This window comes from Acidobacteriota bacterium, assembly GCA_003225175.1.
Taxonomy (GTDB): Bacteria; Acidobacteriota; Terriglobia; order Terriglobales; family Acidobacteriaceae; genus Gp1-AA112.
This window is the reverse complement of record QIBA01000045.1, coordinates 59,501-80,169: the sequence shown is the minus strand read 5'-3', so window position 1 is coordinate 80,169 and position 20,669 is coordinate 59,501. Positions and strand designations below refer to the sequence as shown.

At 55.0% G+C, this 20,669-nt stretch carries 24 protein-coding genes; 9 read left to right on the top strand and 15 right to left on the bottom strand.

The genetic code is table 11. From position 1 onward, the window contains the following. Positions 1 to 224 precede the first annotated feature (224 nt). Positions 225 to 998 (top strand): hypothetical protein, encoded by a 774-nt coding sequence (locus DMG62_12140; protein ID PYY22756.1) that lies wholly within the window; start codon positions 225 to 227, stop codon positions 996 to 998. 406 nt (positions 999 to 1,404) lie between these two features. On the opposite strand, the gene DMG62_12135 is transcribed toward DMG62_12140, so the two are convergent. The 4 genes from DMG62_12135 to DMG62_12120 all read right to left on the bottom strand — a co-directional run bounded on the left by DMG62_12135 (position 1,405) and on the right by DMG62_12120 (position 3,476). Continuing rightward, positions 1,405 to 1,713: an RNA-binding protein gene (locus DMG62_12135; protein ID PYY22755.1), complete on the bottom strand. Its 309-nt coding sequence runs from the start codon at positions 1,711 to 1,713 to the stop codon at positions 1,405 to 1,407. Positions 1,714 to 1,753: 40 nt separating this feature from the next. Beyond that, positions 1,754 to 2,284 carry a hypothetical protein gene (locus DMG62_12130; GenBank protein ID PYY22754.1) on the bottom strand — a complete coding sequence of 177 codons (531 nt, stop codon included), beginning with the start codon at positions 2,282 to 2,284 and terminating at the stop codon, positions 1,754 to 1,756. Positions 2,285 to 2,669: 385 nt separating this feature from the next. Beyond that, a complete protein-coding gene (locus tag DMG62_12125; protein PYY22753.1) occupies positions 2,670 to 3,077 on the bottom strand; it encodes a hypothetical protein in 408 nt (135 codons plus the stop codon). A 3-nt stretch (positions 3,078 to 3,080) separates the two neighbouring features. Beyond that, positions 3,081 to 3,476, bottom strand: coding sequence for a hypothetical protein (locus DMG62_12120; protein PYY22752.1), 396 nt, complete (start codon positions 3,474 to 3,476; stop codon positions 3,081 to 3,083). A gap of 564 nt (positions 3,477 to 4,040) precedes the next feature. Here DMG62_12120 and DMG62_12115 point away from each other — a divergent pair. After that, the gene (locus DMG62_12115) at positions 4,041 to 4,451 is read left to right on the top strand and encodes a hypothetical protein (GenBank protein ID PYY22751.1); all 411 of its coding nucleotides are present in this window, start codon (positions 4,041 to 4,043) and stop codon (positions 4,449 to 4,451) included. Between the two features lie 108 nt (positions 4,452 to 4,559). Next, positions 4,560 to 4,919 carry a hypothetical protein gene (locus DMG62_12110; protein PYY22750.1) on the top strand — a complete coding sequence of 120 codons (360 nt, stop codon included), beginning with the start codon at positions 4,560 to 4,562 and terminating at the stop codon, positions 4,917 to 4,919. A gap of 77 nt (positions 4,920 to 4,996) precedes the next feature. Here the strand turns inward: DMG62_12110 and DMG62_12105 are convergent, their stop codons facing one another. The 4 genes from DMG62_12105 to DMG62_12090 form a co-directional block, all read right to left on the bottom strand. Then, positions 4,997 to 6,103 (bottom strand): hypothetical protein, encoded by a 1,107-nt coding sequence (locus DMG62_12105; protein ID PYY22749.1) that lies wholly within the window; start codon positions 6,101 to 6,103, stop codon positions 4,997 to 4,999. A 223-nt stretch (positions 6,104 to 6,326) separates the two neighbouring features. Then, positions 6,327 to 7,817: a hypothetical protein gene (locus tag DMG62_12100; protein ID PYY22748.1), complete on the bottom strand. Its 1,491-nt coding sequence runs from the start codon at positions 7,815 to 7,817 to the stop codon at positions 6,327 to 6,329. Between the two features lie 95 nt (positions 7,818 to 7,912). Further along, entirely contained in the window at positions 7,913 to 8,821 is a 909-nt protein-coding gene (locus DMG62_12095) for a gliding motility-associated lipoprotein GldK (GenBank protein PYY22759.1), read from the bottom strand. A 49-nt stretch (positions 8,822 to 8,870) separates the two neighbouring features. Further along, positions 8,871 to 9,053: a hypothetical protein gene (locus DMG62_12090; GenBank protein PYY22747.1), complete on the bottom strand. Its 183-nt coding sequence runs from the start codon at positions 9,051 to 9,053 to the stop codon at positions 8,871 to 8,873. On the opposite strand from DMG62_12090, the gene DMG62_12085 reads away from it, so the two are divergent. From DMG62_12085 to DMG62_12075, 3 genes are all read left to right on the top strand, one after another. After that, the gene (locus DMG62_12085; protein ID PYY22746.1) at positions 9,052 to 9,651 is read left to right on the top strand and encodes a hypothetical protein; all 600 of its coding nucleotides are present in this window, start codon (positions 9,052 to 9,054) and stop codon (positions 9,649 to 9,651) included. The two genes, DMG62_12090 and DMG62_12085, sit on opposite strands and share 2 nt — an antisense overlap. 53 nt (positions 9,652 to 9,704) lie before the next feature. Further along, positions 9,705 to 9,920 (top strand): hypothetical protein, encoded by a 216-nt coding sequence (locus DMG62_12080; GenBank protein PYY22745.1) that lies wholly within the window; start codon positions 9,705 to 9,707, stop codon positions 9,918 to 9,920. A gap of 89 nt (positions 9,921 to 10,009) precedes the next feature. Beyond that, positions 10,010 to 11,392, top strand: a complete 1,383-nt coding sequence (locus DMG62_12075) for a hypothetical protein (GenBank protein PYY22744.1) — start codon at positions 10,010 to 10,012, stop codon at positions 11,390 to 11,392. A 189-nt stretch (positions 11,393 to 11,581) separates the two neighbouring features. On the opposite strand, the gene DMG62_12070 is transcribed toward DMG62_12075, so the two are convergent. The 7 genes from DMG62_12070 to DMG62_12040 form a co-directional block, all read right to left on the bottom strand. Continuing rightward, positions 11,582 to 12,028, bottom strand: a complete 447-nt coding sequence (locus tag DMG62_12070) for a hypothetical protein (protein ID PYY22743.1) — start codon at positions 12,026 to 12,028, stop codon at positions 11,582 to 11,584. A gap of 6 nt (positions 12,029 to 12,034) precedes the next feature. After that, positions 12,035 to 12,643, bottom strand: coding sequence for a hypothetical protein (locus tag DMG62_12065; protein PYY22742.1), 609 nt, complete (start codon positions 12,641 to 12,643; stop codon positions 12,035 to 12,037). 133 nt (positions 12,644 to 12,776) lie between these two features. Next, the gene (locus DMG62_12060) at positions 12,777 to 13,553 is read right to left on the bottom strand and encodes a hypothetical protein (protein PYY22741.1); all 777 of its coding nucleotides are present in this window, start codon (positions 13,551 to 13,553) and stop codon (positions 12,777 to 12,779) included. Position 13,554: 1 nt separating this feature from the next. Then, positions 13,555 to 13,857 (bottom strand): hypothetical protein, encoded by a 303-nt coding sequence (locus DMG62_12055; protein PYY22740.1) that lies wholly within the window; start codon positions 13,855 to 13,857, stop codon positions 13,555 to 13,557. 8 nt (positions 13,858 to 13,865) lie between these two features. Then, entirely contained in the window at positions 13,866 to 17,552 is a 3,687-nt protein-coding gene (locus tag DMG62_12050; GenBank protein PYY22739.1) for a hypothetical protein, read from the bottom strand. Between the two features lie 169 nt (positions 17,553 to 17,721). After that, positions 17,722 to 18,456 carry a hypothetical protein gene (locus DMG62_12045; protein PYY22738.1) on the bottom strand — a complete coding sequence of 245 codons (735 nt, stop codon included), beginning with the start codon at positions 18,454 to 18,456 and terminating at the stop codon, positions 17,722 to 17,724. After that, the gene (locus DMG62_12040) at positions 18,371 to 18,700 is read right to left on the bottom strand and encodes a hypothetical protein (protein PYY22737.1); all 330 of its coding nucleotides are present in this window, start codon (positions 18,698 to 18,700) and stop codon (positions 18,371 to 18,373) included. Before DMG62_12040 ends, DMG62_12045 begins: the two co-directional genes overlap by 86 nt. 414 nt (positions 18,701 to 19,114) lie before the next feature. Between DMG62_12040 and DMG62_12035 the strand changes: the two genes are divergently transcribed. Genes DMG62_12035 through DMG62_12025 form a run of 3 tightly spaced genes read left to right on the top strand, consistent with a single transcriptional unit; the run spans position 19,115 to position 20,537 of the window. Continuing rightward, positions 19,115 to 19,366 (top strand): GlsB/YeaQ/YmgE family stress response membrane protein, encoded by a 252-nt coding sequence (locus DMG62_12035; protein PYY22736.1) that lies wholly within the window; start codon positions 19,115 to 19,117, stop codon positions 19,364 to 19,366. 47 nt (positions 19,367 to 19,413) lie between these two features. After that, positions 19,414 to 20,193 carry a hypothetical protein gene (locus tag DMG62_12030; GenBank protein PYY22735.1) on the top strand — a complete coding sequence of 260 codons (780 nt, stop codon included), beginning with the start codon at positions 19,414 to 19,416 and terminating at the stop codon, positions 20,191 to 20,193. 11 nt (positions 20,194 to 20,204) lie between these two features. Continuing rightward, positions 20,205 to 20,537, top strand: a complete 333-nt coding sequence (locus DMG62_12025) for a hypothetical protein (GenBank protein ID PYY22734.1) — start codon at positions 20,205 to 20,207, stop codon at positions 20,535 to 20,537. The last annotated feature ends 132 nt before the right edge of the window (positions 20,538 to 20,669 follow it).

Here is a 20,669-nt window from a genome sequence, read left to right as displayed (position 1 = left end):
TTTCCCGGTTTTCGGTTTGGCTTCATTTTCCGGGAATCTACTCTGGCCATGTGGCCCGCCTCTCGAGTATCGTGCCATCAAGGATGCAGCTTTCTCGTTCCAATCACGAAGCATGGGCCTTCCGCCCAATTACCAATAGCTGCTAAGGAATGTCCATTTACTCTCCCAACACCTGTCTGGCGAATTGAAGATCAAGCGCAACCGGCACACGCGATAATTCCTCCATGTTCAGAACCAGCTTGTTCGCTGTAGTTTTCATCGCCCTTCCCGCTGCGGCACAGATCCAACCCAATTCCGATGTGAAGTTTGTGGCCGACACGCTGATCGTGCAGGCCGAAGGAAGTTATGAGACCGATCCTGATCTGGCCACACTGACTTTCGACGTGTCGAGCCAGGAGAAGCAGCTCAAAGACGCTTATGGCAAGGCGTCGCAGTCGATGAGCAACATCGTGGCGGTTGCGCAGCGCAATGGCTTGACGAAAGACGCGATCCAAACCGGCGTGCTCACGGTCACTCCTTTTTATGAAGGTGACCGCAAGCGGCACGCGCGGGCATACCTGGTCCAGGGACAAGTGACGCTCAAGGTGCAGGACTTCTCCAAAGTAGGCGCAATCATCGACGACTCGGTGCAGGACGGCATTGCCGACTTCCGCTCGCTGACCTACTCGCTCGCCAACGAAGAGAGCGCCAAGCAGAAAGCCGTCGCCGACGCGATGCACCGCGCCATCGGTCGCGCCACTGCGGCGCTCGAGCAGAGCAAACAGAAGCTTGGTCCAACGCGGTATGTGAATGTTGAAGTCAGAAATCTGGTTGGAGCGAGGCCGATTGACATGGCCTACGTTGCTGCCGCCAACGAGACCATTGAGGTGACCTCCGGAGGCGGCAGTGGCGGCATCTTCTCACGCGCCAAACGGGCACCCGCTCCGCCACCACCCGTGCAGCCCGGCAAGCTCACCGTCAGCGCAACTATTCAGTGCGTGTTTGGAATTGAGAAGTAGTTACCAAAGCGAGGTGGCGTACTCGGCTACAAAGCTGCAAGAGAAGCGATCGCATGATATTTTTTGGACTTTAGCCCCGCGCTTCCCGATCTGAAACCCCGCGGCTAAAGCCGGAGAAAAAGAAGAATGCGCGCGTTTGCGAGGCTTGAAAGCCTCTCCCACGCATGAATGCGTGGGGTCCCACCCAAAAAAGCCAAGACTGGGCTCCCACCTAAAAAGCCCAGAACGTGGGCTTCCAGGCGAAGTGTTTACTTTTGACATCGCCTCTTATAGAACCCATCCCGTGCGGACAAATCATCTCTGGAGTCCAGATTTCGCGGCTCGCATCATTGTGACTGTGGGCAGAGTGGTGAACTTCGCTGGTCGAGCCGATCTTTCCCTACTCCACTCGACAGCGGCTCAGCCTCTATTGTCCGTGACTGAATCCCCGGCTCCGTTTTTGAAAACCGCCACGGCTTCCGCCGTCGGGGTTTTGCCGCATCGGACGAGCTTCGTTCACGGTGAGTGGGCGGCCGTCTAAATCTTTTCCGTTCAGCGACTCCATGGCGCGTTGCGCCTCGGTGTCCGACATTTCTACAAAGCCGAAGCCTTTTCCTCGCCCGCTATCATGATCGCGAATCACTACCGCGCTGTTCACTGCTCCGTGCTCCGCAAAGAGGGAGTGCAGTTGACCGTCGGTCATCATAAAACCCAAATTACCTACGTACAGTTTCATCTAGTTTCTCCTTAAAGTTGGTCCAGAAAGTTGGTCCAGGTTATTCGGGCGAAAGTACACCTGCGTAGGTTTGATCCGAAAGCCTCGGATGATCTGCGGCGCACCGGAGGGCCCCGGTAACTGCTCCGGTTGAAGTTCGCGAAGTGATCCGTTCTAACATCTCCATCATGAGGTGCTTGGCGGCAATCGATTGGGTGTCGTTGGGAGGAACAATATGGACTAAACCATTGCCGCTGTTGCTAGAGGCAACTGCGAATGCCTGCTGGTTGTGCATGATTGCGTCCAGCATGCGAGTCAAACCAGCCGAAGAGTAGCTGTCGTTGAATGTGACACCCTGCAGGTGGGCTGCCGTCGCATGCACGCGGTATTCGCAAACCAGGTTCCAATGACCACGAGAGGCTGACGACCAAACTTTCAGGTATTCCAACCAACAATCCGGTCCACTGCGATACTCTATTTGCATCGCGACAGGTATGAAGCGCGTCGTGAAATCTTCCCAGTTCAGCGTAACGGCTGATTCTAGAATGCGCTCGATTGCATTCACTTCGCTTGAAAACTCTTGGTTACGCATATTTCAGATCCCCTCTATTGTTCTGGCTGCAACTCTCTTAAGGCTTTTCGTAGCCACCAACAATGGCAACGGTTCCCGTGAATAAACGAGAGAAGCCGTAAACAATCCCGCACAGAGAAGATTGACGATAAGAGGGTAGCTGCATGGCAGGCACAGCGATGCAGGAATAAAGATAAGGATCAGCATGGCTGCGATGGAGCCCCGCTGTGAGAAATTTGAGAGCATGTCTCAGCTCAATTCTGTCGATCGGGCGCTAAGGGAGGAGAACTTCAGATGAGCTGACTTAGTTCAGAAGATCTGAAAGAGGGAGAAGGACACTCACTCAGCTTGAACGCTATACTTCACCTGAGGCTTTGTCAAACCACGTTGCCTCGGAATATGCGTCTCAGTTCGAGAATCGCTCCCGTTCCTGTTGGACAGCGTAACCGATCAGATCTTTATCGCGCTGCTTCCAATCGCTCGCGTGCCGGCGTGTGCGATCGTCAAACAACACGGGCTCGGACTTATTGTCACCGCTGGCGCTTCCAAAGTCGGCGTAGGACTGCGCGCGCGCAGCCTGAAGCAGAGGATAGTCGGGCATCAGCTCGTTGAGAGTGCGAGAGTCAAGCAATGTAGTTCGCAAATCGCCTGCGTCAGTGAGCGCAAAGTTAGCCACGAACCTGGTTATCTCGCGCACGCCGGCAACGCTGCTCTGCACGCCCATCTGGTTCAGGATTTCTACCGCAGATCTCTCATTTTTCGCGTAAATGATCACGCAATTGCCATCTTTCATGCGAAACGAGAAGAGACGCATATTTCAGTTCCCAACACAGACGGATTTCGCCGAGTCCTGAAACTTACCTTCGAACATCGCTTCTACGGATTCAATTAGATCTCCGGCAAGCTCTTCTCGAGGACGGACCAGCACCCCATCAACGAAGACCTCACAAAGATAGTGGCCGTCGTCTAGAAGGAATCCGATTCTTTGGCCAGGCATGGCATTTCGGATGAGCATATATGCGCTGTCAGAACGATCGGGAGGCCCGTTCACCCGCAGCAGCACCAAGTCCGGCGCAGGACGGGCGAATGGAAGTTCCACATCCTCTACTCTCTCCGCGGCACGCACCACGAAGCCGTGAGTCACCAGCATGATCGCGCGTTGACGACGCGTGGACTGATTATCATCGATCAGCAGGATAGTACGCCGCCGCATCGCGAAAGCCTCGGGCAATGTGAATCTAAGAGGGGGGACTTCAGATGAGCTGACTTAGTTCAGAAGATCTGAAAGAGGGAACGATTTCGCTCAGTCTTGACACTATGCCCCGCACACACCATTGTCAAACCTCACCTCGAAATATGCTCGTATGCGAATCGCAAATGTAACTCCGCGGTGGCAGCGCTCTACTCCTTCATCTCCCAGTGCATGGCATGCTCCCGTTTCTGTTCCGTCGTGGGTTGAAGCCCTGCAGCTCCCGCTTCACTCAGCTGGGTTCCCTGCCCTTGCTTTTGCCTTTCCCGGAATGAACCCCACTTATGGTCCGTCAACGACAATCAATTGGGGGTGGCGCAGCCCGGCGGTTCTTCAAGCGTATTCGCAGCTTCGAGCGAACGCTGCGAATTCAGGGCAAAGCGGACAGTCAGCACATTCTGTGACAACATGCACTGCCAATGGTGCATCGTATGTTCTCAGTTCCCCTCCCTACATCGCGCGTCAGCTCTCAATGTTGACATTCGCGTCGTAAGAGCTGAAGTGCCTCAGAGTTGGAAGGAGACTTCTATGAATCAGCAGATGCGGACAGCTTGGGGAGCTTTGCGATTGGCGTTTTTCCTCGGTCCATTCCTGGCAGGGTTGGACAAGTTCTTCCATTTGCTCGTGAATTGGGACATGTATCTGAGTCCTATAGCGAAACACGTCCTTGGCAATTTGAGTCATCCCTTCATGCTATTGGCTGGCGTGGTGGAGATGATCGTGGGCCTCATGGTAATCACGCGCTGGACGCGCATTGGCGCTTACATCGCGAGCATTTGGTTGCTGCTGATAGCCATTAACCTGCTCACGACTGGGCAATTCTTTGACATCGCGCTGCGTGATATTGGTCTCGCACTGAGTGCATTCGGACTCGCCAAGTTAACTGAAGCTATGGGAGTACGCAGTCCACGCAGAGATATGGAGAGAGTAGCGGCATAACGTTGTTTTCAGGCATGCCTGGTCTTTGGCGCATCCTGACGCGCGAGATGCTATCCAAAGAACAGGCCTTGCATCATAATGTGTGATTCTGATCGAAGGAGCTTACAGATGAAGAAAGTTACATTTGTATTGGCGATCCTCGCATTCTTCGTCGTTGCTGCATACGCGGGCCAAGCAAACAGCAGCGCGCAAAGCGGAGATCAAAAGACTGCGAAAAGCAGTACGGCGAACCCACCCCTGAGAACAATCGCGGGCAAAATCAGCGATGACGGTAAGACCTTTACCGCCGACAAAGACAGCAAGCAGTGGACTCTCAAAAACCCGGAAGACGTAAAGGGGCATGAGGGCCATCACGTAAAACTCCAGGCTCACGTGTACAAAGACACGAGCGAGCTGCACGTGATGAAGGTGACAATGATGAATCAGAAGGCGGGTAAGAAAGCCAAAGCTGCATCGAACCCTTCCTAGCCGGAGAGCAACCAGTGAGGGCGGCACTTCGGTGTCGCCTTTTTCTTTGTTTCAGTTAACCAAGACCACTGACGTTGTCATGGGACCTTCGACTCGTCTGCGCTTTCTTTCTGATCGTATTCCTCGGTAGTGAATCGAGAAGCCATTTGTGTCTCACGCGCAGGAGATCGCGTGATGCCGCGCCTTATGTCTGCAAGTTGGGCACGATCATCAAACACCATCTTTCGGCGGTCTGCAGCGACGCCAAGCTGTGCCCAAATATTTGCCAAATCGACTTGCAGCGGTTTGTCTTTCATTTCGCCATAGAGTTGCTCAAGTACTTTGGTGCCGGTCGCTTCATCTCCAACCTTGAGCACACCCTCCATGAACCAATTTTCTTTGTCCAACGTTCCACCCTTCGCGACGATTGCGCGCAACGCATCCTGCAGCCCCATACGATTACTTGTACTCTGACGAATCGCGATATCTGCGCGTAAGCAAAAGAGGGCCCCACCCCAATATGTCCTGGCCCAAGTGTGGGTATTGTCAAGCCCCCGATCCCCCGCTTCCGGCTCACCTTTTGGCATGTCACGGATCATGTCTCGCCAAATCCTTGCAGACTTCAGTTGTCCTGCTTGCACGCGAGCAATCGGCTCGACATAAGTTGCCAAACCCTCTTCGATCCAGTGATGTTGCGGAGGCATATCGGGGAACGCCAGGTGGACAAACTCGTGCGTCATCGTCCAGTCATCCTTGAGCTCCGCTTCGGTTGTGTGCTCGCCTAATGGGATCCGCGTGAAGCCGCCGTTCTCCCCAAATGTTGTACCGCGAAAGACTCCGTTCTCCCCTTCTACAGGCACAACTCGTACATGAGGATGAGACATTGGAAAGCGGCCGTAATAGGTGGAAACCGCAACTGCTGCTCTCCTGATCCACGCCAATACTGCCGTTTCCGGCAGGTCGAAACGTCCAGCGGCAAAGCTGACATCAATGACGGCACCAGGAACTCGAATGGATGCCGGGGCTAGTACATCTGCGCAGCCATTTGTATGCGACGCGTACTGCGAAGCAGACGGCGGCACAGCAGCGCGAAACTTTTGTTGAGCGCCAACGAGAATCAGGCATCCCGTAATTGCCAGCAGTACTGTCCAGGCGTTTTTCGAGAAGCGCATTCCCGTTGGTTCCTTACTTCCTTCGATGTACAACGGGAGAGCAGGAGAGCGGCTGGCCCATTTCCTATGCCAAACAAATTCAAGTTATGGCCGAAGATGACAGGGCAACGCGAAACTGCCTGGCATGCTACCTGCGGAATGATGATCGGTTCAGACACTCACAGCGACAGAGACGAAACCTGGTGACAGGAAGGAACGTATTCCTGGTGCGGGAAGTCGAATCCCGAATACGTCCCTTCTGTTGCTTTTCCGCAGCTTATCGCACCGCAGCCGTGAAGACCTCCTCCATGAGCAGGTTGGTGCGGCAGCCGGTTGCGGGCTGCTGATTGTTGCGGCTGTCGGTCCAGAACGGATGAGATATGCCGTTGTAGGAGACCAGGCCTGTGTAATCGCCGTACTGGTTTCCGTAATTGATGGCCGAACATGGAAACAGGCCATCGCAATCATGCTCGTTCGAACTGGCCGACGAAACACGCGTATTCGGCAGCCGCCACGTGGCTCCTCCATCGCTGGATTGCGTGAAGTAAACGTCGGTCATGTAGCGTGCGCCGGTGATGTCGTTGCGGGTGTCGTAGAACGAAATATTCACGGCGCCGTTGATCGGGTCGACTGAGAGCCAGGGATAGAAACGATCAAGCGCGAAGCCTAACGGGTCGGTCACCGCTGCGCGTGGAGACCACGTCGCACCATTGTCCTCCGAAAAAGAGACGAAGATGTCGGTCACTCCTCGCGGTGTGAGGTCCATCCATGTGCAATAGAGCCGGCCGTTGTGACTGCCGCCGCTGCGATCGGCGTCGCAGGCCGGATACAGCAGGGCACCGCGGAACGAAATCGAAGGAATCGCGATGTCGAAAGCGAGATTATTGGTGGAGATGACAACCGGCGTGCCCCAGGTCGCGCCTGCGTCGAATGAACGGTTGAAGATGATCGAGTGTGCGAGGTAATCGTTCCAGGCTACGAAGAGCTCGCCATTCGCTCCCACAAATGGCACTGCGCCTATGGATCTGCCCGGCCCGGAAGGATCGTCGGCGCGCGTGATGCTGAAGCTGGCGCCGTGATCGGAAGAGGTTGCGACCCGGATTCCGCCTCCACTGGATCCACCATTGGCGGCATCCCAGGCAACATAAACATTGTCCCGAAATGAGCTGCGGGGACTGCGATCGGCGGTGATCATGGGCTTGTCGTTAAAATGATCGCTGCCACCGGAAAAGCTGAAGTAAGTGGCGGCAGGGAAACTCTTCCCACCGTCGATCGATTTAGCTACCCCCATCTCTGTGCCGTTGATGCCGTTGCCTCCGCCGAAGAAAACAACGATGTAGCCGTAGAAGAGATTTCCCTGGGTATCGAATACCAGGGTGGGATCGGAGCCAAAGTCGATGCCGTTGGCGCCTTTGGCCGGCGGGAGAGGCGCATCGGTACCGCTCCAGCTAGAGCCGCCGTCGAAGGTGGCGTATGCGCGCATGGGAAGACGGAAGATCTCGTTCGATCCCCCGGCAAGGTTCTTCGGCTTGCCGGTGTTCACCGTAATGTAAGTCTCGCTTTGCGGTCCGCACTCGTTGGAGACGTCCACGTTCGGGCCTACCGACACGGAATTGCCCGGTCCAGCGTTCCCGTTTGCGGAATGCGTTGAGAGATACTGGTATTTATTCCACCAAGTCGGATTATTAGGCGTATTGCTCTGACTCATGGCGGCGATGGCAAACAGAACAACAGGGATCAGGACTGTCTGCCGCTTCAATGCACTCATAGATACTCCTCAGGTTGAAAAATCGGGGGCAGCATCTGACCACAACTCGGCACACGTGTGCAAGCTTCTCGGGAAAGCAGCCTGAGTATTGCGGCTCAGTGTTTTTTCCTGGCAATCAAGCGAAAGCCTACGTGGCAGGTTGCAGTGTCAATCGGCTGCGCCATGCGCGCGGCCGGGCGATAACGGCGGCAGTAATTCGGAGCACACAGGAACGATCCTCCCTTGATCACCTTTCTGGGAACTCTTACTCCCGGCATTTGCGGATCGTAGCTGCGGAGACGCCTTCCTCCTTTGGGATTAAAACTTCCACAGCAAGGCGCCGGCACATGGCGTGCTTCATACCAATCCGTAGTCCATTCCCAAACGTTGCCAATCATGTCGAACAGCCCATAGCCATTCGGCGGAAACCGAGCGACTGGAGCAGTGCCTTGGTAACCATCGGACAGCAGATTCTCCCATGGGAATTCGCCCTGCCAGATATTGGCCATCTGCCTGCCGCCGGGCGTGAACTCCTCACCCCACGCGTACGTCGCACCCTCGAGCCCACCCCGCGCGGCAAACTCCCACTCAGCCTCAGTGGGTAACTCCTTCCCTGCCCATTTGGCATAGGCCTCGGCATCTTCGTATGCCAAGTGGACTACGGGATGATTGCAGCTGCCCTCGATCGAAATCTCCGGCCCCTCAGGATGCCGCCAGTTCGCACCAGGTACGTATCTCCACCAGTTGTAGTGATTGCTGAGATCGACGCGACCAGCCGGCTTGCGAAACACAACTGAAGCCGCCTGCAGCATCTCGGGCAGAGCTCCTGGATAGTCTTTCGGGTCCGGCGGACGTTCGGCCACAGTGACGTGACCAGTGGCAGCAACGAATTCCGCAAACTGCTCGTTAGTAATCTCGTACTTGTCGATCCAGAAGCCCTCGACTGTCGCAACGTGCGCTGGACCCTCCTCGGGATAGTGATGATCGGATCCCATTTGGAACGTGCCGCCGGGGATCCAGACCATTTCATTCGCGGAGGATCGATCGAGTGCTTTTTCGGGAAGCGATTGTGTCTCAATGATATGCATAGAGCAGTTCAACCTGCCTGTATAGCCGATTCGCGAGCCAAGTTTCGTCGACATGAATCCAAGTTGCTATCCTGCCGGGCATGCCTCGCCTGCCGACGTGAGTGCCCTCGTCGGCTTTTACCTGCAAGGTATGCGGTGCACGTGATGTTCGCGTATCATCGCGTGCCATGACAAGACGCATCATAGCGATTTTGCTCATCACGACTGCGGCGGTCGCAGGGTCCACCAGAAGCGCCGAAGGTGCGCTCGTGCGGGTGCCGGTCGCGCAGCAAAGCCATAATCAATACGAGCCGGCGAACGCTCCGGGCGCCGGTCAGAAGCTGCTGGCACAATTCGTCGGCGAGTGGGATGTCGTGAAGACATTCTTCCCCGCCAATGGGAAGCCTATCGTGTCGAAAGCCATATGCAAGCAGTACATGATCCAGGACGGCAAGTTTCTGCAGTCCGATTTCACGTTCGCCAATCCTGACGGAACCAAGAGCACAGGCACGGGAATCTCCGGCTTCGATCCGAAGAGCAATCGCTTCACCACCGTTTGGTACGACTCGCGGCAGACGACAATGTCGATCCGTCAGAGCGACGGCACTTTCGACGGCAAGAACATCGTTCTGTGGGCGACGGCACTCGATACCGAACGTCCCGGCCGCAAGACCGTCGCCCGCGCACACCTCGAGGAAGACGGCCGCCTTCTCCTCCATCGCCATTTCCTGATCGATGACAAAGGGAACGAGAGGATGATGATCGAGCTACGCATGAAGCGGAAGTAGTTCCCCCGGGAAATCCCGCGTTAGAGTGCCGCCCATCCGGAGCGCGTCGAAGAATGCTTCCTTTTCCTTTGGCGGGCTCGCGGCATGCCATGAAGATAGCCAACGCATTGACACGCCCGCTGAGAACCGCCGCAGCCAACAGAGCCGAGCGGACCGCTTTCATTCTGGTCAGGCCAGGCGCCGCGTTGGCGCCGACAATCAGCAGCCGAGCTGATTGCACCATCGACGATAGAGTAGAAATGCTGCGCAAAAGGATGCAAAACTTCTGAGCTGCTGAGCTTCTAGGCCAAAGCAACAGCAACACCTAAAGATTCTTGAGAGATTCAGCTGGTCTGATCTCGAGCAAGGCTGACCTGAGTTGCACATTCGCTGCAACAGCCTTCCGCTAAACGGTCATCTCATTGAGGAACTTCCAGAACAGAGTCTCTTGCGTTCCATGAAAACGAATATCTTTATTCTCATTACGTGCGGACTACCGTTTTTGATCGGCTGCCGTGGTCTTGTTGGCGGCTCTGGTGGAACTTCGGCGGTGAACCACGTCGTCTTCATGCTGCAGGAGAACCGTTCCTTCGACACCTATTTGGGACAACTAAATGTCTACCGTCAGTCGCAAGGACTGCCTGCGGATGTGGACGGCATGCCCGCGAATGCCGCCAATCCTGCCGATGATGGCACGATGATTGTTCCGTTTAAGCTGAACAGTCTCTGCATTGAGAATCTCAGCCCGGCATGGCTTGAAAGTCATGGCGATTACAATCGCTGGAATCCAGGCGGTCCGGCGCTTATGGATGGTTTCGTTCATACAGCCCAGGGACTCGCCAAGTTTGAGGGCTTCAAGGACACCGCGGGCAAGCGCGCGATGGGCTATTACGACGCCGGTGATCTTCCCTACTACTACTTCATGGCGACGGCATTTGCGACGTCTGATCGATGGTTCGCTCCGATGCCGACCAATAGCCCGCCGAACCGGATTGCGGCTTTTGCGGCGACTACCCAAGGTCACGCCCATGAGCCTCTCCAGGAACTCACAGCACCAACAATTTTTCATCGGCTGTCCCAAGCTGGGATCTCCTGGAAGATCTATTACACCGACAAGACCTCCAGCGGAGCTCCGGCAGATTCACTCGACAACTACTGGCCGACGTTCGCCAAGAGCCACGCAGAGAACATCGTTCCGGTCTCGCAGTATTTGACCGATGTCCAAAACGGAACTCTGCCTGCTTTTTCGTTTATCGAGGCGGGATACTTCAGTGGACGCGATGAGCATCCGGGCAGCGGGGAGAATATTCAGGCAGGTCAGCAATATGTCGCGTCTTTGATCAACGCGCTGATGACGAGTTCATCGTGGAAGGATTCGGTCTTCATACTCAGCTTCGACGAAGGCGGGGCGGCATACGATCACGTGGTTCCAATGAATGCGGTGCGGCCGGACGGAATTCCGCCGCGGGACCTCACGGCCGGCGATCCTCCCGGTGACTTCACGCGCACCGGATTTCGAGTACCGCTGATCGTGGTCTCGCCATTTACTCGCAAAGGATTTGTCTCGCACACAGCCGCCGACTACACAGCGGTTCTGAAATTCGTCGAGACGCGATGGGGCTTATCGCCGCTCAGCAAGCGCGACGCCGCGCAGATGGACATGACAGAATTCTTCGACTTCGCCAATCCGCCATGGCTGACGCCGCCTACTCCTCCAGCGGCAAGTGTGGACACTTCTCGTTGTTACAACAGTTTGCCATAGCTCAGCGAAGGACGTAAGACCAGGCACCCGTCTTATTTAAGCGCGAAGGCTTTTAGAATACTCTTCCTATTATGGGACCTACGATTTGGCTCGCAGAGTCACTTCATTCGCGGCCGGTTAACATAGGCTGAGCGAAGCCTCGGCGAATCGTTGAGGTTTGGCTGAGTACCGCGAGTGCAACGGTTCCTTCTACTTTCGGGTGGATTCTTGGCGCTCTTTCGAGTCTGCAGTCAGAAACAGTACCGCCGCCAAAGCGCAGGCGACTCCGAGGCTGCGCTGAAGGGTTGCTCTTTCACCAAACAGTTGCGGTGCCAGAAACGCTACAAGCGCGGGATACAGCGCACTGAGCGGCTCCACGATCGATACTTTTCCGCCATGGCGCATGGCCGATAGCAGAGCGAGGAAGCCAAATGCGCAGAGAACTCCGTTCGCCAGCGCCCAAGCCAGGCTTGACGTTGGATATCGCCAGAAACTCGTGGGTACGGCAAACGCTTGCAGCAGCATGAATCCAATCGCAACCCAAACCAGTGCCACGGCAGGCCGCAGATGATCAGTAGCAAGCTTTTCAAAGATGCCGAGGATACCCCAGGCGATCACTACGACGAGACAGAGGCCCAGCCAGATGAAGACTTGCATAGGTTCTTAGAGGGAAAACAGAAGGATAGCGACGCCGGAGAAGCAGAGGCCGGCGATCTGCGACTTCGTTAATTTCTCTTTCAGAATGATGAGTGCGCATAAGACGGTAATTGCGGGATACAACGAAGTAATGCCGGTAGTAGCCGCGGTATTGTCTCCTGCGCGGTATGCGGCGAAGGAGGCGAGTCCGCCAAGCGCCAGCAGGACGCCGCTGATTACCGAATAAATCTTTCCTTTTTGGCTACTCGCTCGTGGAGCTTTCCTCGCAAATCCAGCGACAGCGATACTCACTGAAAGAAAGCCCAAAGCAGAGACAAACTGCATCGTAGATGGGGGAAGCTTCGACGATCCCACTTTTGCAGTGAGAGCCCAGGCTGTCCAGCAGAGCAAGGACAGTAAGGAGTACCAGAACCATTTAGCGCGAAGCCTTGTGGTTCGAGTCGGGATCCCCGCTCGAGATAATTCCCCACTGACTTGATCGTTTTTCCTGCTTTGCGCTCCCGGCCAGAGGTCAAGAGAATCCCGTACAGAAGATGCACTGCAGAACAGCCGCGGTTGCTCACCGCTGATGCTGGTGCCTGCGTACGCTACTTTGGGTTCTTCTACCGCGGGCATTCAGCGTGGCTCCGGAAGCACAGTATTTGCTGGGACAATCGTAACTATGTTCCGTGTAGGGCTGAAAGATGACCGAAGTTTCAGCGCAGATAGCCGGCCTCTGGTTCAGGCGTAACTGCATGTCCTGCATAGACTAGCGGTGCGGGATTACGGGGGTAACTGCCAAACGCACAGAATAGGTGCGGAGCCACTTCTTGAGTGCATCGGGGGCAGCTGATACATACTGCAGTCCAACGGTACGACCCGAATGCCAGCGAGGCGTCGCCTCCAAAGAGATTTGGTTCGCTCCTTGCAAGCTCCAAGTGATGCGAACGCGTCGAGGAAGATCCGTTGCACGGCGCAGGCGCACTGCCATTCCGCCGTGGCCCAGATTTAACGTAAGCCCGTTCAGCGAGACCGTTCCGGTATCGAGGCTCATCCTGGTCACGATGGGAATGCGATCGTGCGGTGTCATGTTGCGGCCGAGGAGCGGAGCAGTCTTATCTATGGCAGCATGAATGTTCGATTCCGTGCACTCGTCAAGAAGGACGTTCACGCCTATATTGGGAAACGTGAGCATTTGCTGTTCAGATCCAATTCCAAATGTGAGGCCTCTGCCATCTGCGAAGCGTGGCATCGATTTGAAACTTGCAACTGCGTTGCTGTTGATTGCAACAGCGCAAGCGCTCACGAATTCGCCGTTTTGCTGCGGTTCCTCTCCAGGTCGCTCAATCATGACTAAAATGTTACGTCGCTCAAAACAGCTTGCGAAGATGCGCAATACGTCTGCCGCAATGTCGATGCCGACTAGTTTTAGTTGCTGGTGATCTTTTTTCTCTGCTATCAGCGCGGAAGAATGGGTATCGTTCCTGCCCGTCGGCTGCACCGACGTTCCCGCTGCCGTACTTCCTCCATTGCTTTGGGTTCCCAATTTAGAACCGCACCTCGACTATGGCAGTGGTTTCACGTGCCATAGGCTGATACTTCCAGTCCTTAAGGGACTCAATTGCGGCTTGTGCCAGAAGGGGATGGCCCCCAATGTACTCAGAGCGCCGCACAATACCCTGCGACGTGATCCACAGTTTGATCTTCACCGTCCCGTGCAGATTCATTTGCTTTGCAATCTCGGGATATTGTGGATCCTGCTTCGAGACGATCTTCCGCTTGTCGTCCTGGGCTCCCGCACTGACCATCAGGAGGGCGAACAGCAATGTGATATATCCGACGTGTCTCATGAATAACCTCAGAACACGAACCGCAGTACCGCCTGGAGCAGACGCGGATCGCGCACTCGATCCACGTAGCCGAAGGTGCTGGTGTTGGTGATGTTTCCGTCAGGATTCAGGAACTGAGTGTGATTGAACAGATTGAATGCTTCGCCGCGAACTTCCACTTTCCATGACTCGCGAATCGCAAATGTGCGGTGTAGTCCCATATCGACATTCACAATTCCCGGCCCGCAGCAGATCGTGCGAGGCGCATTCCCGATCTGTCCTAACGGAGCATCCGTAAAGCTGGATGGATCGAAGTACAAGCCGGCGGAGCGCTGTGGGCTCAAAATGTGTAGCGGAGCTATCTGATCGGGTTCGCCCGGCGACAAATAATCGATGCTGCCCATCAGTTCACGATCGCTCGTGCTTGTGAGCCGAATCGGGAAGCCGGACTGGAAAGTGGCGATGCCAGACGTTGCCCAGCCATTCAGAATTCGACGAGCCCAGCTGCTTCCGTGAAATTGCGGCAACACCCAGTAATAGCTAATGACAGCACGTTGCTCTGCGTCGAAGAGGGAGAGCGACCTTGAGCTTCCAGGATTCAAAGGATTCAACGCCTCTTCAACACTGGAGGCATTGTCGAGAGACTTGCTCCACGTATAGGAGGCGAGTAACTGAAGCCCGTGAGAGTAGTTGTGGCGAATAAGTGCCTGAAAAGAGTTGTAGGCCGACTTCGAAATCGGCTGCATGGAGAAGATGCTGGTGAATACAGGTATGCCGTCCGGAGGGCAACCTACGCCCGTTGTAGGAGCACATAGTGGTGATGAGTACGGTCTAAGTCCGACAAGAGTAATCGCGGCAGAATTGGGTCCGGTGACACTCGCTACAGGTCCATAAGGCAAGTGCAAAGTCACTCCTGCCGGGACAGCTCCCGCGGGAATGGAATAAGAATTGTCTTCACCGTATGGTCCGCAGGATTGTCCGGGAATGAGATTCAGATCTAAGCACGTCTGATTGTTCCCATGATTCTGATCCATGACGGCGAGCAGCCGGTGCCCCTGGCTGCCGACATATCCGAATTGCAGGAGTGTGTTTTGCGAAATCTCCCGCTGCAAGGTCAGGTGATACTGCTCGGCGTACTGGCTTGGCAGGGTCTTGGGATAATTCCCGAACAACTCGATCGGCCGGAACATCGAGAAATCAACCGGCGTTCCCTGGGTGGGATTCAACACTCCATGAAACGGGTTCGGATTTACCGTTCCATCCTGGGCTAAGAACGGAGTGTTGAAGAATGGATTGGAGAGAAATGCACTTCCTCCGAATGGAGGCTGCGCGGTGAACTGGGATTGGACGAGCTCTTCTACTCCGTCGTAGAACATGCCCCAGCCGGCACGAACGCTCGACCGTCCGGGACCTCCTGTCAATTTGGCTAACGGTCCGTTGCTCCAATTAGGCGACCATGCCAGTCCCAAGCGAGGAGAAAGGGACCTCATGTACGCATTGGTCAAACCAGCGGGCACGCCCGAGTCTCCGGGGAATACTAGTCCTAGCGGGAACACGGCATTCGCAGGACCTTGTGCCGAACAGTCGCTGCTACTGAACGTGGTCGCGAGCGGATTGCCAGAACTCAATTGACAGGGATACATCGTGCTCGCCTGTCCCGGACGGAAAGCCTGTATCCGCTTACCGGCGTCCGCTTGCGGCGTGCTCAGCTCCCAGCGCAATCCATAGTTAAAGGACAGATTGTGGCGAATTCGCCAGCTGTCCTGTCCAAAGAAGGCGACTTGAGTCGTTCGCACATCCTGCGCATTCGATGATCCCTGGGCGTAGGTATCAGGCAAACCAAGCAGATAATTGGGAAACAGATTGGCATAGCCAACGTCGTTGGGACCGCCTCCACTGAATTCAATATCACCGTTAATGTTGTAGGCGAAAATCTGCGTCATTCGTTCGTTACGCCAGTCGCTGCCTACTTTCAACGTATGCTGGCCGAGCACACGCGTAAATGCATCCGACGCTTCGTAAACGTTTGCTCCCTGCGAGAAGCTGCCGTTCTTGTTGTTACCGACGGTGAATCCACCTGCAATGTTCACAAAGGGCGTACCCTCACGGTTTGCCCCATAGCCCGGAGTAATTCCTAATCCGGGATTGCTTGGATCCGTAAAGCACGAGGACGATGACACGTTCGCGCAGGAGTTTTGTACGAGATGCATGGCCTGCGGGGATTGAAACTGTCCCTGGCCTTGCCGGAAATATGCGAGTCGCGCCTCATTCGTATTTTTTGCATCCAAGGTCCAACTGTGCAAAAGACTCAATTGCTGGAAGCGGCTCGCCGTCTGATCGCCGAAGCCCGGTATGCTCGCTCCGTCGCCCTGGAATGTCGAAAAGGGATTAAGCACGTAGCCGTCGGCCACGTAGTAATAAAGACCCAGCTTTTGCTGGCTGCTGAAGCTATGGTCGAGCCGCAACGTGCCCTGATCCTGTCTTTGATTTGAATTGGAGGATGTCCGATAAATGTTGGTTCCAAGATTGGGCAGCGGTATCAGCGAGGAGAGCAAATCGTTCGCAGTCGGATCGAAACATTGAGTGGGGATCTTAGAATTCGGGAAAATGTTGACGTACGGCGTATTCGCAGTGATCGGCGCTCCGCCAGCAGCCGTGACTGCAGCGGCGCATCCCTGTCTCGCATTTAGAACTTGAGCAACCGTTGCATCGGTGAGCGTGCCGGCGAAACCTGTTCCACCTGAGAAGTCACCAACTCTCTCCTGCGCGGTCGGAACAGGCACAACGTTAGAGGTAATTCCTTTCGTTACATGGCGTCCTTCATAAGAGGCGAAGAAGAACGTTTTCCCTTTGCGGATCGGACCACCTACGGTGCCACCGAACTCGTTCTGTCGAAATGCGTTCTTTTGCGGATCGAAGTAGCCGCGGGCATTCAGCGAGTCGTTCCGTAGGAAGTCATAGGCAGTACCATGAAGGTTGTCAGTGCCTGACTTCGTGACTACATTCAGTACTGACCAGGAATTGTTTCCCAATTCGGCATCATAGTTATGCGATATGACACGGAACTCCTGGATCGAATCGGGGGATGGCTGCACCGCAGGCGAGTTCACAAACAACTCTGCAGAATGCGTGCCATTTACGTTGTAGTCGTTCGAACGTGCCCGGCCTCCGCTAACCGAAACCACTCCCGGCTGATTGCTTCCATAAAACAGGTTCGCTCCTACTGTGCTCTCAACCCCAGGTTGAAGCTGGAGCAGCTCGTAAGTGTCCCGGGCCTTCAGCGGCAGCTTCGAGACAGCGATGTCATCCATCACTACTCCCAATTGCGTGTTGGCTGACTCAACATTCAGGCCGGCATTACCGGATCGATCCACAGCCTCACTTATGTATCCGGCATCGAGAACCAGGTTGAGATTTACGGCTTGCCCTATGCCCATGTGGATGGCAGGAACTTCAAGCTTCGCATGTCCATCTGCGGTGACTTGCATGACGTATTCCCCAACGGGGAGTGCCGCGATCTCGAAGTCGCCCGATTCATTCGTGCTGGCAGCGCGTATCACCGCGGTATGAGTATCCTGGGCAATCACGAAAGCACTGACTATAGGCTTTCCGTTCTTGTCGTGGACGCGTCCGCGCAAGTCTCCGCTGTTCTGAGCAAATGCGCTTGCCCCAAAGAAGAGGGCCACGCACATTATTAGTACTTGGGGTTTTCTCATTCCTGCCTCGATCTCATCAATATCCGGGCAACCGAGGCTTGTAACACGGAAAATTCCGCGTTACGACATTACGAAGGTTTTAGTAACGCTTCATGTTCGGATGGGCTTCGAGGCCTTGCCGAGTCACCGGCGCGCCATTACCCAACCGGGTGAGGAGGGATTGGAATTATCAGGCCGCCCGACGTCTCCACCAGAGGGCTCCGGCAACAGCGGCGCTGGCAGCAATGCTTAGTGCTGCTTTGCTTGCGCTTCTCGTCTTCCATCCCCCATATACACTATCGCCGTATGACACTGGCTCAAACACGCTTGCGGAGGATTCTGGCGCAGTTTCTTTCTGTTCCATTTGGGCAGTATGAATACTCTTTGTCATTACTTTTTCGATCGTCTTGGGCGATATCTTCCCGACAAAACGGCCAACGTGTCCCCTGGTTCCGATCACTACTTCGTCCTGCGGCTCATAAGCCAGCCTGTAGATCGCATCGATCACTTTCTTTGGATCGTAGACCGGGGGGATTGGCCGAACAGGATGACCGAGGTGTGTACCGGCGTGCTGAAAGAACGGAGTGTCCATGGAGGTAGGCATCACTGTGCACACGCGGATCGTTTTTTCATGATTGGCTTTGAGCTCCTGTCGCAGGCTCTTATCCAGCCCACGCAGGCCATGTTTCGACGCAGCGTAAGAGGACGCGTAAGCCGTGCCGGAAATGCCGGCCATGGATGCGATGTTGATAAGAATCCCTTGCCCGCGACGCTGAAATTCCCTCATCGCCATCCAGGAGCCGTAGATTGCACCAAGCAGATTCGTTCGTATAACTTGTTCATGTTCTGCAAATGGGGGTATCTGTGAAACGGCCAAACGTTCCCACCCCGGCGTTATTGATCCAGATATCAATCCTTCCGAAATGAGATCTGGCTCTTTGAGCCAACTCCTCGACTTGTTCGCGGAGGCTCACGTCCGTCTTTACGGCCAGAGCTCGCGCACCGTGCTTTTCGCACTTTCGCGCTAGTTCCTCCACCCGTCCTTCACGCCGCGACGCGAGCACGAGATTCATGCCGTCTTTGGCAAAGCGCTCGGCTATGCCGCGTCCAAACCCAGACGACGCTCCCGTAATCACCACGGTGCGATTCCTGCCGTTGCTCTTCTTCATAGTAGCGACACTCCCGAATTCATACGAACAGCCTGACCGGTCTGGCCATCAAAACGTTATGAAATGCGCAAAAGCTTATGCGGAGAGCTGCGGCGTGGAGCAGTAGGTCAGCTAGGATACTTTCATCTACGGCCAAAGCTGTCGCGAAACTCCAATGCGGGCGCGACTGCGAAGAGTGTGTTTGGAGCGGCGTAGGTCCATAAGTCACATGGAGGCGAGTCTATGCCGAATTCCAATCGACTAATCTTTCGCCAGCTTTCGCGGTCTCGCCGCATAACTTGTGTGGATTCCTTCTTGCGCCACAGGTGTTCACGTGCTACAAAGTGCACGCGATTTGTAGGGTTATCGCTCGCGCACTAGCGCTTGTAACGCCCGACAGTGGTCACAATTGACGAGAAAGGCGAACATACACGCATGCATGTCCTTTGGTGGATAATCGTGGGTCTGATCGCGGGATGGGCTACTGGCAAGATCATGAAGGGCGAAGGTTACGGAACCCTCATGGATATCGTGATCGGCATCGCCGGCGCGATTCTCGGTGGCTTTATCATGCGTACGCTGGGGTTCAAGGGGGAGGGCGGCATGATCTATACCATTATCATCGCCATTCTCGGAGCCGTGATCCTCACGTCGATTGTGCGGTTCTTTTCCAAGAAATCAGCCTAAAGTGAAGCTGAACTTCCATCGCGTAGCGTCTTGAATAGGAGAGATCTATGATATTTCGAGGAGTCCGCCATGCATCTTTCAGAGCAATCCTGACCTTGGTGCTTGGTCTCGCGTTTACCCCAGCCTTCGCTGCTTCGAAGGAGAAGGCGGACGGGCCGGCGACACCTTCGCCCAGCGACACTACTCAGAGCGCCGCAACTAGCTCCAGCACTGACGATAGTAAAACCACGAAGTCAAAGAAGTCGAAGAAGGCAAAGGCTGCCGATTCATCCACGACAACCGCTGACGCTAGCGCTGCAGACCAGAAGACAAGCAAGAAATCGAAGAAATCCAAGACTGCAGACGACTCGAACTCACCGAGCACCAGTGCCAGCAGCGCTACTAACGATCAGCAGACTACGAAGAAGTCCAGGAAATCCAAGACAGCGGACAACTCAAACTCCGGGGCCACTACGAGCACTACTAGCACAACTGAACAGCAGACGGCCACGAAGAAATCCAGAAAGTCCAGGGGAACGAGCGACACAGCTAGTACCCAAGCAGCCGCGCCTGTGTCCGCTCCTTCAGCGCCGCAATCTCTAAGTGCAACTTCGGGAAATCCATCCTCTCCTTCGGCTGCTGCAACCAAATCCAGCAGCGCGGCAAGTACAAAGTCGACGACAACTACAGCTGCCGCTCAGGCGCCTCCGCAGCCCGGAATGGTATGGGTGAATACGGACAGCGGCGTGTACCACAAGAGCGGTCGATGGTATGGCAAGACGAAAAATGGCAAGTTCATGACCGAAGCCGATGCCATAAAGGCCGGCTACAAGGAAGCAAAGCGCTAGGAGGGACCAAGATGAAACGCCCCGGATTATTCTCAATCCTCATGATCGCACTCTGCTCACTGTTCCTGGCAGCAGGACCAGCAACGGCGCAGACTAAAGCAAAAACCGCGAATAAGAAGGCCAGTACGGAGACCGCGCCGGCCAGTTCGGCGAAAGAGCTGGTTGATTTGAATTCGGCCACAAAGGAACAGCTCTCTGTACTTCCGGGAATAGGCGACGTCTATTCGCAAAAAATTATCGACAATCGTCCCTACAAGGCCAAGACCGATTTGGTAAAGAAAAAGGTGATTCCGCAGGCCACGTACAAAAAAATCTCTTCGATGGTGATCGCAAAGCAGAAGTGAGGAAGCCGGTTTCATGCGCCTTCTGGTCTGTTCAAGGAGAAGGTATGAACTTGTTTACAGCATGCTAAAAGCTGCTACCGGCGCTGCTCCGGCCCTCGGGCGATTCCAATCTTCTTTAGCTTCGGCAGCTCT

Excerpts from the sequence above, each read along its gene's own strand:
- DMG62_12140 (PYY22756.1), top strand. The coding sequence starts at position 225 with ATGTTCAGAACCAGCTTGTTCGCTGTAGTTTTCATCGCCCTTCCCGCT.
- DMG62_12135 (PYY22755.1), bottom strand. The coding sequence starts at position 1,713 with ATGAAACTGTACGTAGGTAATTTGGGTTTTATGATGACCGACGGTCAA.
- DMG62_12130 (PYY22754.1), bottom strand. The coding sequence starts at position 2,284 with ATGCGTAACCAAGAGTTTTCAAGCGAAGTGAATGCAATCGAGCGCATT.
- DMG62_12125 (PYY22753.1), bottom strand. The coding sequence starts at position 3,077 with ATGCGTCTCTTCTCGTTTCGCATGAAAGATGGCAATTGCGTGATCATT.
- DMG62_12120 (PYY22752.1), bottom strand. The coding sequence starts at position 3,476 with ATGCGGCGGCGTACTATCCTGCTGATCGATGATAATCAGTCCACGCGT.
- DMG62_12115 (PYY22751.1), top strand. The coding sequence starts at position 4,041 with ATGAATCAGCAGATGCGGACAGCTTGGGGAGCTTTGCGATTGGCGTTT.
- DMG62_12110 (PYY22750.1), top strand. The coding sequence starts at position 4,560 with ATGAAGAAAGTTACATTTGTATTGGCGATCCTCGCATTCTTCGTCGTT.
- DMG62_12100 (PYY22748.1), bottom strand. The coding sequence starts at position 7,817 with ATGAGTGCATTGAAGCGGCAGACAGTCCTGATCCCTGTTGTTCTGTTT.
- DMG62_12095 (PYY22759.1), bottom strand. The coding sequence starts at position 8,821 with ATGGTCTGGATCCCCGGCGGCACGTTCCAAATGGGATCCGATCATCAC.
- DMG62_12085 (PYY22746.1), top strand. The coding sequence starts at position 9,052 with ATGACAAGACGCATCATAGCGATTTTGCTCATCACGACTGCGGCGGTC.
- DMG62_12090 (PYY22747.1), bottom strand. The coding sequence starts at position 9,053 with ATGGCACGCGATGATACGCGAACATCACGTGCACCGCATACCTTGCAG.
- DMG62_12080 (PYY22745.1), top strand. The coding sequence starts at position 9,705 with ATGCTTCCTTTTCCTTTGGCGGGCTCGCGGCATGCCATGAAGATAGCC.
- DMG62_12070 (PYY22743.1), bottom strand. The coding sequence starts at position 12,028 with ATGCAAGTCTTCATCTGGCTGGGCCTCTGTCTCGTCGTAGTGATCGCC.
- DMG62_12065 (PYY22742.1), bottom strand. The coding sequence starts at position 12,643 with ATGCCCGCGGTAGAAGAACCCAAAGTAGCGTACGCAGGCACCAGCATC.
- DMG62_12055 (PYY22740.1), bottom strand. The coding sequence starts at position 13,857 with ATGAGACACGTCGGATATATCACATTGCTGTTCGCCCTCCTGATGGTC.
- DMG62_12050 (PYY22739.1), bottom strand. The coding sequence starts at position 17,552 with ATGAGAAAACCCCAAGTACTAATAATGTGCGTGGCCCTCTTCTTTGGG.
- DMG62_12040 (PYY22737.1), bottom strand. The coding sequence starts at position 18,700 with ATGAAGAAGAGCAACGGCAGGAATCGCACCGTGGTGATTACGGGAGCG.
- DMG62_12035 (PYY22736.1), top strand. The coding sequence starts at position 19,115 with ATGCATGTCCTTTGGTGGATAATCGTGGGTCTGATCGCGGGATGGGCT.
- DMG62_12030 (PYY22735.1), top strand. The coding sequence starts at position 19,414 with ATGATATTTCGAGGAGTCCGCCATGCATCTTTCAGAGCAATCCTGACC.
- DMG62_12025 (PYY22734.1), top strand. The coding sequence starts at position 20,205 with ATGAAACGCCCCGGATTATTCTCAATCCTCATGATCGCACTCTGCTCA.